Origin of the sequence: Micromonospora matsumotoense, from assembly GCF_050951065.1 — a bacterium.
In the GTDB taxonomy this organism is placed as follows: Bacteria; Actinomycetota; Actinomycetes; order Mycobacteriales; family Micromonosporaceae; genus Micromonospora; species Micromonospora matsumotoensis.
On sequence record NZ_CP192025.1, the window covers coordinates 6,703,195 to 6,717,894 of the forward strand.

The 14,700-nt window shown below is 74.2% G+C and carries 14 protein-coding genes; 3 read left to right on the forward strand and 11 right to left on the reverse strand.

Features of this window, described 5'->3' with window-relative positions:
- Positions 1-193: 193 nt before the first annotated feature.
- The 6 genes from hemB to ACQP1S_RS28680 form a co-directional block, all read right to left on the reverse strand.
- Positions 194-1,177: a porphobilinogen synthase gene (gene hemB, locus ACQP1S_RS28655; RefSeq protein WP_432900846.1), complete on the reverse strand. Its 984-nt coding sequence runs from the start codon at positions 1,175-1,177 to the stop codon at positions 194-196.
- Positions 1,178-1,196: 19 nt separating this feature from the next.
- Positions 1,197-2,777 (reverse strand): uroporphyrinogen-III synthase, encoded by a 1,581-nt coding sequence (locus ACQP1S_RS28660; protein ID WP_091242337.1) that lies wholly within the window; start codon positions 2,775-2,777, stop codon positions 1,197-1,199.
- Entirely contained in the window at positions 2,774-3,742 is a 969-nt protein-coding gene (gene hemC / locus ACQP1S_RS28665) for a hydroxymethylbilane synthase (protein WP_091242340.1), read from the reverse strand. The genes ACQP1S_RS28660 and hemC overlap by 4 nt, the downstream gene beginning before the upstream one ends.
- On the reverse strand, positions 3,739-5,130 hold the full coding sequence (locus ACQP1S_RS28670; RefSeq protein ID WP_363665924.1) for a glutamyl-tRNA reductase: 1,392 nt from the start codon (positions 5,128-5,130) through the stop codon (positions 3,739-3,741). The genes hemC and ACQP1S_RS28670 overlap by 4 nt, the downstream gene beginning before the upstream one ends.
- Positions 5,127-5,897 carry a redox-sensing transcriptional repressor Rex gene (locus tag ACQP1S_RS28675; RefSeq protein ID WP_091242345.1) on the reverse strand — a complete coding sequence of 257 codons (771 nt, stop codon included), beginning with the start codon at positions 5,895-5,897 and terminating at the stop codon, positions 5,127-5,129. Before ACQP1S_RS28675 ends, ACQP1S_RS28670 begins: the two co-directional genes overlap by 4 nt.
- Before the next feature lie 294 nt (positions 5,898-6,191).
- Positions 6,192-6,446, reverse strand: a complete 255-nt coding sequence (locus ACQP1S_RS28680; protein WP_091242727.1) for a glutaredoxin family protein — start codon at positions 6,444-6,446, stop codon at positions 6,192-6,194.
- A 941-nt stretch (positions 6,447-7,387) separates the two neighbouring features.
- On the opposite strand from ACQP1S_RS28680, the gene ACQP1S_RS28685 reads away from it, so the two are divergent.
- The 3 genes from ACQP1S_RS28685 (at position 7,388) to ACQP1S_RS28695 (ending at position 10,292) form a co-directional block, all read left to right on the forward strand.
- Positions 7,388-8,215 carry an ECF subfamily RNA polymerase sigma factor, BldN family gene (locus ACQP1S_RS28685; RefSeq protein WP_432908405.1) on the forward strand — a complete coding sequence of 276 codons (828 nt, stop codon included), beginning with the start codon at positions 7,388-7,390 and terminating at the stop codon, positions 8,213-8,215.
- 230 nt (positions 8,216-8,445) lie between these two features.
- Positions 8,446-9,309, forward strand: coding sequence for a DUF5667 domain-containing protein (locus tag ACQP1S_RS28690; RefSeq protein WP_432900849.1), 864 nt, complete (start codon positions 8,446-8,448; stop codon positions 9,307-9,309).
- Positions 9,310-9,419: 110 nt separating this feature from the next.
- Positions 9,420-10,292 (forward strand): HAD family hydrolase, encoded by an 873-nt coding sequence (locus ACQP1S_RS28695; protein WP_432900851.1) that lies wholly within the window; start codon positions 9,420-9,422, stop codon positions 10,290-10,292.
- A 148-nt stretch (positions 10,293-10,440) separates the two neighbouring features.
- Here ACQP1S_RS28695 and ACQP1S_RS28700 read toward each other — a convergent pair whose 3' ends face one another.
- The 5 genes from ACQP1S_RS28700 to ACQP1S_RS28720 all read right to left on the reverse strand — a co-directional run bounded on the left by ACQP1S_RS28700 (position 10,441) and on the right by ACQP1S_RS28720 (position 14,669).
- On the reverse strand, positions 10,441-11,298 hold the full coding sequence (locus ACQP1S_RS28700) for a lysophospholipid acyltransferase family protein (protein ID WP_432908408.1): 858 nt from the start codon (positions 11,296-11,298) through the stop codon (positions 10,441-10,443).
- Between the two features lie 158 nt (positions 11,299-11,456).
- Positions 11,457-12,530, reverse strand: a complete 1,074-nt coding sequence (locus ACQP1S_RS28705) for an NAD-dependent epimerase/dehydratase family protein (RefSeq protein ID WP_432900853.1) — start codon at positions 12,528-12,530, stop codon at positions 11,457-11,459.
- A 120-nt stretch (positions 12,531-12,650) separates the two neighbouring features.
- On the reverse strand, positions 12,651-12,752 hold the full coding sequence (locus ACQP1S_RS28710; RefSeq protein ID WP_007465623.1) for a 30S ribosomal protein bS22: 102 nt from the start codon (positions 12,750-12,752) through the stop codon (positions 12,651-12,653).
- Positions 12,753-12,959: 207 nt separating this feature from the next.
- A complete protein-coding gene (locus tag ACQP1S_RS28715; protein WP_091242358.1) occupies positions 12,960-13,172 on the reverse strand; it encodes a helix-turn-helix domain-containing protein in 213 nt (70 codons plus the stop codon).
- Positions 13,173-13,358: 186 nt separating this feature from the next.
- The gene (locus tag ACQP1S_RS28720) at positions 13,359-14,669 is read right to left on the reverse strand and encodes a hypothetical protein (protein WP_432900856.1); all 1,311 of its coding nucleotides are present in this window, start codon (positions 14,667-14,669) and stop codon (positions 13,359-13,361) included.
- Positions 14,670-14,700 lie beyond the last annotated feature (31 nt).

The following is a 14,700-nucleotide window of genomic DNA, read 5'->3' on the forward strand; positions in this document are numbered from 1 at the left end:
CCGGTGGCAGCCCGACCGGTGGCAGCCCGACCGGTGGCAGCCCGACCGGTGGCAGCCGGCCGTCAGCGGCGGCGGCGGCGGCGGACGATGGTGACGTATGACGGTGGCGACCCGGGCGGGTGGCGCGAACGAGGGCCGGTGACAGCGCTCAGGACGGGCTGCGGGCCCAAGGTCGGGGCAGCGCGCGTCCGGGTCAGTAGCGCTGGCGCAGCAGAGCAGCAGCCTCGACCGCCCAGTAGGTGAGGATGACCTGCGCACCGGCCCGCCGGATCGAGGTGAGCGTCTCCAGCATCACCCGCTCGCGGTCGATCCAGCCGTTCGCGGCAGCCGCCTCGACCATCGCGTACTCGCCGGAGACCTGGTAGGCGGCGACCGGGACGTCCACGGCGGCCCGGACCGCCGCCACCACGTCGAGGTAGGGCAGGGCGGGCTTCACCATCACCAGGTCGGCGCCCTCGGCCACGTCCAGCGCGACCTCGCGCAGCGACTCCCGCAGGTTCGCCGGGTCCTGCTGGTAGGTGCGCCGGTCGCCGTCGAGCGCCGACTCGACGGCGTCGCGGAACGGGCCGTAGAAGGCGGAGGCGTACTTCGCCGCGTACGCCAGCACCGCCACGTCGGCGTGACCGGCGGCGTCGAGGGCCCGGCGGACCACGCCCACCTGGCCGTCCATCATCCCGGACGGGCCGACCATGCCGACCCCGGCGTCCGCCTGGGCCACCGCCATCTCGGCGTACGCGGTCAGGGTCGCGTCGTTGTCCACCCCACCGTCGGGGGTGAGCAGCCCGCAGTGCCCGTGCGAGGTGAACTCGTCCAGACACAGGTCACTCATCACCACGGTGGCGTCGCCGACCTCGGCCACCACGTCACGGATCGCGACGTTCAGGATGCCGTTCGGGTCGATGCCGCCGGAACCGGTCGGGTCCCGTCGCTCGGGCACCCCGAACAGCATGATCCCGCCGACCCCGGCCTGGACCGCCTCCACGGCCGCCTTGCGCAGCGAGTCCCGGGAGTGCTGGAGCACCCCCGGGAGCGACGCGATGGCCCGTGGCCCGGTCAGCCCCTCCTTGACGAACATCGGCACGACCAGCTCGGCCGGGTCGACGCGGGTCTCGGAGACCAGCCGCCGCACGGCCGCGTTACGGCGCAGCCGGCGGGGCCGGATCTCGGGGTACGGCATGAGGGGCCTCCCAGTACGACTAGCGGAACCTGAGCGCGGTCGGCCCCTGCACCTTCGAACCCCGACGCTGCTTCGCCGGCATGGCGGCGAGCTTCTCGCGCAGTTCGACGGCGTAGGCGGCGAGCGCCTCGACCAGGTCGGGCACCGAGGCGTGCGGCGGCTGCACGTCGACCCGCAGGCCGAACTCCGTCGCGGTCTCCGCCGTCTTGGGCCCGATGACGGCAACAACGGTACGCGCGTGCGGCTTCCCGGCGATACCGACGAGGTTGCGCACCGTGGAGGAGGACGTGAAGAGCACCGCGTCGAACCCGCCCGACTTGATCGCGTCCCGGATCTCGGCGGGCGGCGGAGCGGCCCGGACCGTGCGGTACGCGGTCACGTCGTCGACCTCCCAGCCGCGCTCGGTGAGCCCGGCGGCGAGCGTCTCGGTGGCGATGTCGGCGCGCGGCAGCAGCACCCGGCCGACCGGGTCGAGGATCTCGTCGTGCGGGGAGAACTCGGCCAGCAGCCCTTCGGAGGACTGCTCCCCGGCGGGCACCAGCTCCGGCTGGATGCCGAAGGCGCGCACCGCGTCGGCGGTGGCCTCACCGATACAGGCGATCTTGACGCCGCCGAAGTGCCGGGCGTCCAGTCCGTGCTCGGCGAACTTCTCCCAGACGGCCCGGACCGCGTTCACCGAAGTGAAGATCACCCAGGCGTACCGGCCGTCGACCAGCCCCTTGACCGCCCGCTCCATCTGGGCCGGGGTACGCGGCGGCTCGACCGCGATCGTCGGCACCTCGCACGGGATCGCCCCGTACGCGCGCAGCCGGGCGCTCATCGCCCCGGCCTGTTCCTTGGTCCGGGGGACCAGCACCTTCCAGCCGTACAGCGGGCGGTTCTCCCACCAGCTCAGCCGGTCCCGCTGGCCGACGCCCTCGCCGACGGTGAGCACCACCCGGCCGGTGAATCCGAGCGCCGCTGCGACGAACGAGTCCACGCTCGACGTGGTGGTGTACTGCGTCTCGCCGGTGCCGTCACCGGTCACCCCGACCCCGGTGGTGCCGTCCACCCCGGCGGCCAGCAGGCCGTCCCGCACGGCGGCTAGGTCACCGGCGTCGACCGCCAGGGCCAGCGACCCCCGGCCGACGGCGGCGGCGAGCGCGTCGAAGTCCAGCGTGCCGACGTCCTCGACGTCGGCGGCGGTGCGTACCCCGGGCAGTGGCACCCCGGCGTAGGTGGCGACGCCCTCGGCCTGGCCGACGCCCGGCACCACCTCGAAGTGCGCGGCGGTACGCGCGACCGCCTGCACCTCCTTGACCACCGAATCGTGGCCGAACGGGTCCCCGGCGACCAGGTGCACCGCGTTGAGCCCGGAGCGGGCCGCGCTGATGAGCATCTTCGCCACGTCGCCCGGCACGCCTTCGGCGGGGCTGAACTGGGCGTCTGACCGGGCCTGGGCGCGTACGACGTCGAGCAACGAGTCGGGGACTCCCCGGTCGTACACCACCTGGTCGGCGTCGATCAGGGCATCGTGGGCCCGGCGGGTCAGCAGGCCCGGGTCACCGGGACCGGCGCCGACGAACGCGATGCGGCCGACGGGCTTACGGGTGCGGGTCATTCTGTGCTCCCAAATTGCTGGGTCCCCGGGCCGGTGCTTCCTTCGTGGCCGAGGATCGAGTCGGCGCCGAGTTCGAGGAGTTCGGCGGCGAGTGCCTTGCCGATCTCCGCCGCGTCGGCGGGCGTTCCGGTGCGGGACAGCCGGATGTCTCGGGAACCGTCCGGGCTGATCACCGCCCCGCGCAGGTAAATCTCGTCACCGGCGTCGCCTTCGGCGAGTTCGGCGTAGGCGGCGACCGGGGCGGAGCACCCGGCCTCCAGGGTGGCCAGCAGCGCCCGTTCCGCGATGACCGCGGCCCGGGACGGCGCGTGGTCGAGCACGGCGAGCAGCTCGACCAGGTCGGAGTCGTCGGCCCGGCACTCCACGGCCAGCGCGCCCTGGGCGGGCGCGGGCAGCATCAGCATCGGGTCGAGCGTTTCGGTGATCACGTCGGTCCGGCCCAGCCGGGCCAGCCCGGCCCGGGCCAGGACGACCGCGTCGAGGTCGGCGTCCGGGCCGAGTACCCGGCCGAGCCGGGTGTCGACGTTGCCCCGGATCGGGGCGACCTCCAATTGCAGGCCGAGGGCGTGCAACTGGGCGATGCGGCGCAGCGCGCCGGTGCCGACCACGGCCCCGGGCGGCAACTCCGCGAGGGTACGGCCGCCGGTGGCGACCAGCGCGTCACGCGGGTCCTGCCGGGGCGGCACCGCCGCGATGTGCAGCCCGCTCGCCCCGGCGGTGGGCAGATCCTTGTAGGAGTGCACGGCGAGGTCGATGGTGCGGGCGGTCAACGCGTCGCGCAGCGCCGAGACGAAGACGCCGACGCCGAGCCGCTGCACCGGCGCGGACGAACGGTCACCGACGGTGACCACCTCGACCAGCTCGACGGCGCGGCCGGTCGCCGCGGTGATCGCCTCGGCGACGTGGCCGGACTGGGCCATCGCCAGGGCGCTGCCCCGGGTGCCGAGGCGCAGGGGGGTACTCATCGCTCACCTCCGGTGGGCGGCTGGTCGGTATCGGTCGTCGGCACGTCGGCGACCTCGAACGAACCGCGGCCGTCGACGGTCTCGACCACGTCGGGCACCGAGTCGACCGGCGAGGTCTGCGGCACCTGCAGGTCGAACAGTTCACGCAGCAGCGCGGCGTACTGGTCGCCGCCCGGCTCGGCGGCGAGCTGGCGGACCTTGACGGTGGGCTGGTGCAGCAGCCGCTGCACCACCCGGTGCACGGTCCGGGCGACCTCGGCGCGCTGCTCGTCGCTGAAGTCCGGGCGACGCTGGGTGAGTCGACGCAGCTCGGCGGTGACCACGTCGTCGGCGCGTCCGCGCAGGGCGGCGACGGTGGGCGCCACGTCGGCCCCGCGCAGCCAGCTCAGGAACGCCTCGACCTCGGCGGCCACGATCCGGCCTACCTCGGCGGCGTCGGCGGCGGCCGGGCCGTCGGCGAGCAGTGCGGCCATCCGGTCGATGTCGATCACCTCGACGCCGGGCAGCCCGGCCACCTCGGGTGCCACATCACGGGGTACGGCGAGGTCGAGCAGGACCAGTGGCCCCCGGTCGGGGTCCCGGCGGGCGAGCGCACCGGTCACCACGTCGACGGTGAGGACCGGTTCGGTGGCCGCGGTGGCGGCCACTACGATGTCCACTGTGGAGAGCGCGGGGACGAGTCCGGCGATCGGAACGGCGTTCGCGCCGTACGACTCGGCCAGCCGGACGGCCCGGTCGATGCCCCGGTTGGTCACGGTGAGCGGGCCGGCGTCCCGGCGGGACAGCGTCGCCACGCTCAGCGCGCCCATCGCGCCCGCGCCGACCACCAGGGCCGGCCGGCCGGCGAGGTCGCCGTCGAGAAGTTCGGCGGTGAGGTCCAGGGCGGCGGTGACGACGCTCTGCCCGGCCCGGTCGATGTTGGTCTCGGCGTGGGCCCGCTTGCCGACCCGCAGCGCCTGCTGCATCAGCTCGTGCAGCAGCCGCCCGGCGGTGTCCGCGCCGGAGGCCCAGTGGTAGGCGTCCCGGAGCTGGCCGAGGATCTGCGCCTCGCCGACCACCATGGAGTCCAGCCCGGCGGCGACCCGGAAGACGTGGTCGACGGCGGCCGAGTCGTAGTGCACGTAGAGGTGGTTGGCGAACACGGCGGGCGGGGCGCCGGCCTGCTCGGCGAGGACGGCGCAGATGTCGCCGAGGCCGCCGTGGAAACCGGACACGGCGGCGTACACCTCCACCCGGTTGCAGGTGGAGACGAGCACCGCCTCGGCGACGTACGGCTGGGCGACCAGGCGGTCCAGGGTTCGGGTGAGGTCGGCGGGGGCTACCGCCAACTGCTCCAGGGTGGCCACGGGAGCGGTGCGGTAGGACGCGCCGACGACGAGCAGCTTCACGTGCCGATCGCCTCCTGGGTGTCGGGGGTCGCGAGCCCGCCGGGCAGGGCGGTGAGGGCGGAGCCGCCGGCGGCGGGCAGCGCGGTCAGCGACGCCTTGCGGTGCTCGTGGAAGGACAGGATCTGAAGCTCGATGGCGAGGTCGACCTTGCGCACGTCGACCCCGTCCGGCACCGAGAGTACGCACGGCGCGAAGTTGAGGATGCTCGTGACGCCGACGGCGACCAGTTGCTCGGCCACCGCCTGGGCGGCCGGGGCGGGAGTGGCGATCACGCCGATCGAGATGGCCTCCTCGGCGGCGACCCGGGGCAGCTCGTCGACGTGCCGGACGACCAATCCGTTGATCATCTCGCCGACCCGGGACGCGTCGGCGTCGAACAGGGCAGCGATCCGGAAACCCCGGCCGGCGAAGCCGTCGTAGCCGGCCAGGGCGTGACCGAGATTACCCACCCCGACCAGGGCGACGGCCCGCCGCTGGGTGAGCCCGAGCACGAACTCGATCTGGTCGATCAGCAGGGCGAGGTCGTAGCCGACCCCCCGGGTGCCGTACGAGCCGAGGTGGGAGAGATCCTTGCGGAGCTTGGCCGAGTTGACCCCGGCCGCCCCGGCCAGGCCCTCGCTGGAGACCGTCTCGTGCCCAGCGTCGGCGAGGTTGTGCAGGGCGCGGAGATACTCGGGGAGCCGCGCGACGGTCGCCTCCGGGAGGTCCGGGAGCGCCGGTACGGCACCGGCGCGGTCGGGCGCGCCAGGGTGACGGTGCTGACTCATGAGACTCCGTGCGGTGCGATCCTCGGCCGGCTCCGGTGCCCGCCCGTTGGGGGACCCCCGCCGGTGGCCGGGTGAGCCGGCCGTGCTAGCAGGGCGCGTCGAAACTACAGAGTAGGCGCTTGTGAAGACGTGCACAAATCGCGATCTTGCTGAATCGCGGCGCCCCTCCACCAGCTCCCCCCATCCCGCAAGATCGATCCGGCAGGCCAGTGCTGCCGCCGCGCGATTATGCCGCAATCGCGACTTCCCTCACCAATCGCGCGCGGTTGCTGACCCACCGTGATCCTCGCCACCCTAGAGCTGAGGAGTGGTCAGGTCACGCAGCAACCGCTCCTCCTCCACCCGCCAGTAGCCGTGTTCCTTGCCGTCGAGCAGCACCACCGGCAGCCGGTCGCCGTACTCGCGCTCCAACTCGACGTCGCCGGTGACGTCCTTCTCCACCCAGCTGTCGCCGGTGACCGCCACCACCCGCTCCAGCGCGGCCTTGGCGTCCTCGCACAGGTGGCAACCGGGCCGGGTGATCAGAGCGAGCCGGGCGGCAGTGGACATCGGGACCTCCGGGTACGGGCGGCCGGGCTCGGCCGCGACGGGGATGCGCGCGGTGGACGTACCACGGCGCACCGGGTGCCGGACGCCCGACGACACGCGCCGGGCAGGCCCGCCCAGTCTCACCCGCCCCCGGGGGCGGCACACCCTGGACGGCGGAGCCGGTCGTCCGCCCGTCGCCGCGCGGTGGCTGAGTCTGACACGCCGTCGGCCGCCCGGCCAGGCGCACACACCGTACGGTCACGCAGCGTCAACCGGACCGCTCGACCAGGGCGGTCGGTCCGCGTCCAGACCGCCGCCGGACGGGCCGGGTGACGCTGGCCGCCGGAGATCTGGGCCACTCCGCCACCGACCGGCCACCCCCGCGCTGACCTGGAATTTCCATCCCGAAACAAGTCGTGACGTGAAAGTCAACCGACCACGACGGACAACCGGTCCGCCACCGGTCTGCGGGCCGGGCAAATACTTTGGCTCTGTGTAACGGACTTGGCACACGCGGGTGACGTTGGCCCTATCATCACTCGGGTCGGCTCACCCCATTTGCCGTGAGTCGACACCCCTCAGCCCGAGGAGGCCCCCGTGCCTGTGCGCGCATTGGACCAGCACCTCAAGGGGATCTGCCGCGCGTCGGCACCCCACCACACGGCCCTGTCCGGCAGGGACAGACCCGGCGCGGCGGCTGCTCGCCGCCGTCCGAGCCCGGCCGTGTCGCGCCCCCGGGAGGCCCGATGACCGCCTTCGGCTACCAGGATCGTCCCACCGGACTGACCGGGCCGGTGCCCCGGGCCTCGGTCAACGAACGGTTGGACCCGGCCCGCCCGGAGGCGGCGTCCCGCCGGGTACACCAGCGTCCGCACCACAACGAGGCCGCGCCCCGGCCCGCCGCACCCGGCGGCAACGCCACCCCGGCCGGCCGGGTGACCTCACCCGCCCGGCCACCCACCATGCCGACGCAGAGCCGACGGGTCGGCGACCCCCCCGCCGTCGCCGATCCGGCCGCCGGGGAGACCGCCGTGATCCCGGTGGTCCCGGCCGACGACACCGCCGTCATCCCGGCGGTCCCGGCCGACGACACCGCCCTGATCCCGGCCGTCACGACCGACCCCACCGTGCTGCCGACGGCCCCGGCCGCCGCCCCGCCCGGCATCGCGGCGACGCCCGCCGGCAGCCCGCCGACCGGCTTTCCGAGCCGGCCCGACCCGTCCGACCCGGCCACCGAGGTCTGGACGCTGGTCGAGCGGGCGCAGGCCGGCGAGTCCGAGGCCTTCGGGCTGATCTACGACCGGTACCTGGACACGGTCTTCCGGTTCGTCTACTTCCGGGTCGGTAACCGCCAACTGGCGGAGGACCTCACCTCGGACACCTTCCTGCGCGCCCTCAAGCGGATCGGCAGCTTCACCTGGCAGGGCCGTGACCTGGGCGCCTGGCTGGTCACCATCGCCCGCAACCTGGTCGCCGACCACTTCAAGTCCGGCCGCTACCGGCTGGAGGTGACCACCGGCGACGTGCTCGACGCGGACCGGGAGGACCGCGGGCCGGAGGGCAGCCCCGAGGCGGCGGTGGTCGAACACATCACCAACGTCGCCCTGCTCACCGCCGTCACCCGGCTCAACCCGGAACAGCAGGAGTGCATCGTGCTCCGCTTCCTCCAGGGCCTCTCGGTGGCGGAGACGGCCCGGGCGATGGGCAAGAACGAGGGAGCGATCAAGGCGTTGCAGTACCGCGCGGTCCGCGCGTTGGCCCGTCTGCTACCGGACGGTTTCCAGCCCTGACCTGCGGTAACGATCACTCTTCGTGATTTCGCTACCGGCCGCCCCGTAACCGGTGCCCGGCACGGAGCGTTTCTCCGGGTGCGGCCGGTGGTTGTCCCGGCGCCCCCGGATCCGTCCCGATCCGGAGCAGCGCCGCCGACCACGACCCTGGTACGACGGTGCACGCCGCCGCCGGTCGCTGGGAACCACCGCGGCCGACCGGCCGTGACCAGCGATAGGGGGTGCCTGCGGTGGACAGCGACCTTTTCTCCCGTCGTCGGGCCGTACGCTTCGCCCAGCTTCTCGACGAGGCCAACGGCGGTCGACGCCATCACGTCAGGTCCCGCGCCGACGACCAGCTCGCCAGGCTCGTGGCGGTCGGGCAGCGACTCGTCGCCGAACGACCCGACGTCCAGGTGGACGTCGAGTTCCGCGCCGGCCTGCGGGCCATGCTGGTGGCCGCCGCCGAGCGGGAGCACGCCGCCGGCCCGGCTGTCGACTCCGCGCCGCAGGCCACCGGCCGGAGTTCGCTGCTGGGTGGGGCGACCGCCCGCCGGGCCCGGGCCCGGGGCGCCATCCTGGTCGGCATCGCGGCCGGGGCGGTCGCCGTTTCCGGCATCTCCGCCGCCAGCGAGAACGCGGTACCGGGCGACGCCCTCTACGGCATGAAGCGCTCCACCGAACGGGCCCAGCTCGCCCTGGCCGACTCGGACCTCGGCCGGGGGCAACTCTTCCTCGACTTCGCCCGGACCCGGCTCGACGAGGCAGCCACGCTCCGCGACGACGCGACCGGATTCAGCGCGGTGCTCGACGACATGGACGCCGACACCCGGCAGGGCGTACGGCTGCTCACCACCGGGGCCGCGCAGCACACCGATCCGGCGGCGCTGGACGCGGTGAACACCTTCGTCAGCGGGCAGCGCCGGGCGGTAGCTGGCCTGCTCGACGGGGCCGGCTCCGCCGAGCGGGAACGCACCCGGCAGTCCCTCGCCCTGCTCGACGCGATCCGCAAGCGCTCCGACGCGCTGCGCGCCGCGATCGCCTGCACACTGCCCACCCCGGTCGGCAGCGACGCCCTCGGCCCCATCCCGGCCGGCTGCCCGATCGGCCGCTGAGCGGCGGCGGAGCCGCACGCCACAGTTCCTGCGTGGACCGGCCGGCCGGTACCCGGGCCCGACTAGGCTCGTCGACGGAGGCCGACTCGTCGGCGCGGGAGTGAGGTGCGATGGCCAGGACCCGAAAAGTCACTGTCAGCACCGACGTCCACGGGCACACCGCCGGCTGGGCGGACGCGACGCCGGCGCCCGGGCCCGCACCGGCGGACTCCCGCGCCGCCGCGTTCTTCGACATCGACAACACCATGATGCAGGGCGCATCGATCTACTGGTTCGCCCGTGGGCTCGCCGCCCGCCGCTACTTCACCACCGGTGACCTGGCCCGGTTCGCCTGGCAGCAGGCCCGGTTCCGGTTGCTGGCCACCGAGCACGCCGGCGACGTGTCGCAGGCCAGACAGGCCGCCCTCGCGTTCGTCCAGGGCTGGCGGGTCGGTGACGTCGAACGGCTGGCCGAGGAGATCTTCGACGAGTTGATGGCACCGAGGATCTGGGCCGGCACCCGTCGGCTCGCCCAGCACCACCTCGACGCCGGCCAGCGGGTCTGGTTGGTCAGCGCCGCGCCGGTGGAGATCGGCCGGGTGATCGCCGCCCGGCTCGGTCTGACCGGCGCGATCGGCACGGTCGCCGAGGTGGTCGACGGCACCTACACCGGCCGGCTGGTGGGTGAGCTGATGCACGGGCCGGCCAAGGCCGACGCGGTCACCCAGCTCGCTACGGTCGAAGGACTGGACCTGGCCCGCTGCGCCGCCTACAGCGACTCCCGCAACGACCTGCCGATGCTCGACGCGGTGGGCCGGGCCGTGGCGGTCAACCCGGACGGCGCATTGCTGCGGACCGCCCGGGAACGGGGCTGGGAGGTTCGTGACTTCCGCACCGGCCGCCGGGCCGCCCGGATCGCCGTACCGTCGACGGCTGCGCTCGGGCTGTTGGCCGGCGCGGTCTCCGCCGGCCGGGTGCTGCACCGACGCCGACGCCCGGCCTGACCCGGGCCGCCTCAGGCCGCAGCCCGGCCCGGATCGCCACACCGCCGACGTCACCACAGCGCCAGCGTCACCGCACCGCAGGGTCGGGGAAACCGGGGGCCGGTCAGGGGCCGACCGGCTGCCCGGGCAGGTGCCGACCGGGGGCCGGTCAGGGGCCGAACGGGTCGGGGCGGCGTTCCAGCAGCTGGTGCAGGGTCTGCTGGATGGTCTCGCGGACCTGGTCGGCGAGGTTGAACACGACCAGCGGGTCGTCCGCCGAGTCGGTCAGGTGGGCGGTCGGGATCGGCGGGCAGAACTCGATCAGCCACTTGCTCGGCAACGGCACCATGCCCAGCGGCCCCAGCAGGGGGAACGTCGGCGTGACCGGGAAGTAGGGCAGCTTGAGCAGCCGGGCCAGCGGCTTGATGTCGGCCAGCATCGGATAGATCTCCTCGCCGCCGACGATGGCGACCGGAACGATCGGGGTGCCGGTGCGCAGCGCCGCCGAGACGAAGCCGCCCCGGCCGAAGCGTTGCAGCTTGTAGCGGTCGGAGTAGAGCTTGCCGATGCCCTTGAAACCCTCCGGGAAGACCCCCACCAGCTCGCCGTTGCCGAGCAGTCGCTCGGCGTCCAGGTTGCAGGCCACCGTGCCGCCGGTCTTGCGGGCCAACTCGGAGACCACCGGCATCCGGAAGACCAGGTCCGCGCCGAGCAACCGCAGGTAGCGGCGGGCGGGATGCTGGTCGTGCAGGGCGGCGGAGAGGATCAGCGCGTCCAGGGCCACCGTGCCGGAGTGGTTGCCGACCACCAGGCCGGCCCCGTCGGTGGGCACGTGCTCCAGGCCGGTCACCTCGGTGCGGAACCAGTCGCGGTAGAGCAGCCGCAGCAGCGGGTGGAAGATCGCCCCGGTCAGCTCCTGGTCGAACCCGAACTCGTCCACCTCGTACTGGCCGGAGAGGCGGCGGCGCAGGAACGCCAGGCCGGAGGCGACCCGACGGTCCCACTGGTCACCGGACCGGTCCGCCACCGAGGGGCCGGCGACGGCCGGAGCGGGCCGCACCCGGTCAGCGACAGCCGGATCGGGGACAGTGGGATCGGGGACAGCCGGATCGGGTCGCGCCCCGTTGCGGGACGACGGGGCGGGTACGGGTGGCGTGGTGAGCCGACGGTGGCCGTTCTGCTCGGTCACGTACGTTCCCGGACGGCGGAACGGACCTGACGGATGCTCTCCAGCACCAACTGCTCGGCCGCGGCGAGCTGGTCCCGGCTGACCACGACACCACCGTGGTGGGCGCGGATGAAGTCGTCGAACGCGACGGCGGTGGAGCGCGGGGTGAAGCCGTACTCCCGGCTCAGTCGGCTGGTGTCGACCACCCGGCCGTGCACGATCAGGTCGACCTGGTCGAGGCCGTAGCGGCCGAAGCCGAGGTTACGGGCGACCGCGGCAGCCCCGGACAGCCCCGGCTCCCACACCGGCACGGCCACCCGGCCGGCCCGGCGGATCGCCTGGGACAGCGAGAGCACCCCCGGCCCGGCGACGTTGTACGTGCCCGGATGGTCCTCGGCGATGGACCGGTGCAGCACTTCGAGGGCGTCGTCGAAGTGCACGAACTGGAGCCGCGGATCGCGGCCGAAGACGGTGGGCACCACCGGCTGGGAGAGGTAGCGGGTGAGCGTGGTGTCGGCGGTCGAGCCGATGAACGGGGCGAAGCGCAGCACCGTCGCGGTCACGTCGGGCCGACGGCGGCGGAAGCCCCGCACGTACCCCTCGATGTCGAGGATGTCGCGGCCGAAACCGCCGCGCGGCACCTCGCGGGGCTCGGTCTCCTCGGTGAAGACCGCCGGGTCGCGGAAGGACGCGCCGTAGGCGGCGGTCGACGAGCGGACCACCAGCTTGCGCAGCCGGGGCGCCCGCTGGCAGGCGGCGAGCAACTGCATGGTGCCGATGACGTTCTGTTCCTTCATCCCCGACCGGCCGCCCTGCTGCGGGTCGGGGGCGGTGGCCAGGGCCAGGTGGACCACGGCGTCGACGTCGAGGTCGGCCAGCAGCCCCCCGAGGGAGTCGAGGTCCAGCCGGATGCGTTCCACCCGACCGAGCAGGTCGGTGAACTCGGGGCCGGGGGCGGCCGGGTCGACGCCGATCACCCGTTCGATGCGCGGGTCGGCGGCGAGCCGGGCGGCGACGTGCGCCCCCAGGTAGCGACCGACCCCGGTGACGACGACGACCCCCGGAGCACCTGGGGTGCCACCGGGGGTCATCGCGCACGCCCTGACCGGCAGGTGGGATCGAGCCGGGATGTCCGCGGCCTGATCACCTGAGCCTCCGGGGGTCGACAGTTGGCAAGTGGTGCCGGACGCCGGGTGGTGACCCGGCGTCGGTCACTTGCCGAGACGGCGACGCTGGACGCGGGTCTTGCGCAGCAGCTTGCGGTGCTTCTTCTTAGCCATGCGCTTGCGGCGCTTCTTGACCACCGAGCCCATACGACAGCCTTTCAATGCAACGTTCGGCGCGGACTCCCGGCGTCGAGATGGTGACGCCGGTGGCCGCTCTGCGGACAACGGACCTGGACCAGTCTGGTGGCGGCGGGGCGCACCGGCGCACGGTCAGGATCGGCTCCAGGGTAGCCGGAGAGCGTCAGCAGGACCAACGCGCCCCCGTCGATGCCCGTTACGTCGCGATCGGCGAGGTCAGGCGGTCTCCTGGAACGCCCCACGCAGATAGTCGTGCACGGCGTGCTCGGGCACCCGGAACGAGCGGCCCACCCGCACGGCGGTGAGTTCACCGCTGTGCACCAGGCGATAGACCGTCATCTTGGACACCCGCATCACTGCGGCGACCTCGGCGACCGTGAGGAACCTGACGTCCGACAGCCGACCGTCGGAGGACTGCGACCCGGCCATGGCTCACCCGACCCATCCCATGCCCGGCGCGCGCCACCCGACGGAGCTCCCGTACGGGCCGGCAACGCGCGTGTTACCAGTACGGTAGCGGGGCGGCTGTGACCTGCGCGATCCCTTCCCACAACTGATAGTGCCCGGAGCCCCGTTCACCCGGTCGTGACCTGACGTTCTCCCCCCGGACGCCGGTCAGGCCCGGGCCCGGACGTAGGCGACGCACTCGTCGTGCAACGGTTGCCACGGCTCGCCGAAGACCTGCGCGGACGCCTCCTCGACGGCACGGCCCCCGGACAGCGCCGCCCGGAAGAAGTCCCGGACGCGCTGCTCGCCGTACCGGTCGACGAGGTGCCGGACGGCCAGGTAGCCGATGCCGTAGGCGGCACCCGCCCGGTCGGCCGGGGCGTCGTCGGCCGGGGCGAGGGCGGCGAGCCGACCGTCCCAGCCGCCGGTGACGAACCGGTGCACCTCGTCCAGCCCCTCGTAGCGGTCGACCGGGGCGTGGTCGGTGGCGGCGTACTCGGCCAACCCCTCCACCAGCCACCAGGTCGTCCCGCCCCGCCAGCCCGCCGCAGGCAGCGAGGCGGCATGGGTCAGCTCGTGCCGGAGCAGCTCGTCGGGGCCGCTGGCGGTGAGCGCGGCGGCGTTGAGCACCACCTCGTGCCGCCCGTCGCCGACGGTCACCGCGTACCCGGCGGTCCACCGGGGTCGGCCGCCGCCGTACCAGCGACGCCACTCGGCCCGGCCGGCGTAGAAGATCCGGTACCGGTCCGGGGGCGGACCCGCGACCGCGAACCGGTCGGCGACCTGCGCCGCCGCCTCGGCCCCGGCCAGCAGCCCCGGCAGCCGACCCCGGTAGGCCGGCGTGGTGGCCACCACGGTCCGGGGGCCGACGGCGGTGACCAGCTCGCTGACCTCCCAGGGACGCGGTCCGGTCCGCCCCGCCCGGGACTCCTCGACGGCGACCAGGACGGGGGTGTCCCCCGACTCGCGCCACCGGGTCTGGACCCGCACCGGGTCGGGCCGGCAGTCCGGCACGACGAGGCAGTAGCGGAAGGTGACCGGTTGCCGCCACCGGCCGGGCTGCCCGGCGACGGCGGTGGGCGGCCCCTCCGGCTCGGCCCGCCACACCGTCACCCGCAGCGCCCGCAGGGCCGCGTACCGGCGGGCCAGGTCGGGGCGGGCGGGCCGGTCGGCGATCGCCAGGAAGCCGGCGCGGTCACCGCGCCGCAGGGCCACGGCCTGCCGGTCGAGCTGGGCCGCGAGGTCCCGGCCGAGGTGGGCCGCCCGGCCGGCCGGGGCGGCCTGGCCAGCCTGGTCGACCGGGTCCGCCGGGTCGGCCCGGCCGGCCGCCGGACGGGCCGCCGCCGGACGGTCGGCACCGCGCTCGGCGGCGTCGGCCAGCAGCACCGCCGGCAGACCGCAGACGAGCAGGGACAGGGCCACCGCGAGCGCCGTCCGCCGCGGCCACCGTGGGCGACGGCGCGGGGCGTCCTCGGTCACCGGCGAAGAGTACGACGAATCGGGGCGATCC

What these genes read in the sequence shown, in the direction of transcription:
- hemB (WP_432900846.1), bottom strand. Translation starts at nt 1,177, where the DNA reads ATGCCGTACCCCGAGATCCGGCCCCGCCGGCTGCGCCGTAACGCGGCC.
- ACQP1S_RS28660 (WP_091242337.1), bottom strand. Translation starts at nt 2,777, where the DNA reads ATGACCCGCACCCGTAAGCCCGTCGGCCGCATCGCGTTCGTCGGCGCC.
- hemC (WP_091242340.1), bottom strand. Translation starts at nt 3,742, where the DNA reads ATGAGTACCCCCCTGCGCCTCGGCACCCGGGGCAGCGCCCTGGCGATG.
- ACQP1S_RS28675 (WP_091242345.1), bottom strand. Translation starts at nt 5,897, where the DNA reads ATGAGTCAGCACCGTCACCCTGGCGCGCCCGACCGCGCCGGTGCCGTA.
- ACQP1S_RS28680 (WP_091242727.1), bottom strand. Translation starts at nt 6,446, where the DNA reads ATGTCCACTGCCGCCCGGCTCGCTCTGATCACCCGGCCCGGTTGCCAC.
- ACQP1S_RS28685 (WP_432908405.1), top strand. Translation starts at nt 7,388, where the DNA reads ATGCCGACGCAGAGCCGACGGGTCGGCGACCCCCCCGCCGTCGCCGAT.
- ACQP1S_RS28695 (WP_432900851.1), top strand. Translation starts at nt 9,420, where the DNA reads ATGGCCAGGACCCGAAAAGTCACTGTCAGCACCGACGTCCACGGGCAC.
- ACQP1S_RS28705 (WP_432900853.1), bottom strand. Translation starts at nt 12,530, where the DNA reads ATGACCCCCGGTGGCACCCCAGGTGCTCCGGGGGTCGTCGTCGTCACC.
- ACQP1S_RS28710 (WP_007465623.1), bottom strand. Translation starts at nt 12,752, where the DNA reads ATGGGCTCGGTGGTCAAGAAGCGCCGCAAGCGCATGGCTAAGAAGAAG.
- ACQP1S_RS28715 (WP_091242358.1), bottom strand. Translation starts at nt 13,172, where the DNA reads ATGGCCGGGTCGCAGTCCTCCGACGGTCGGCTGTCGGACGTCAGGTTC.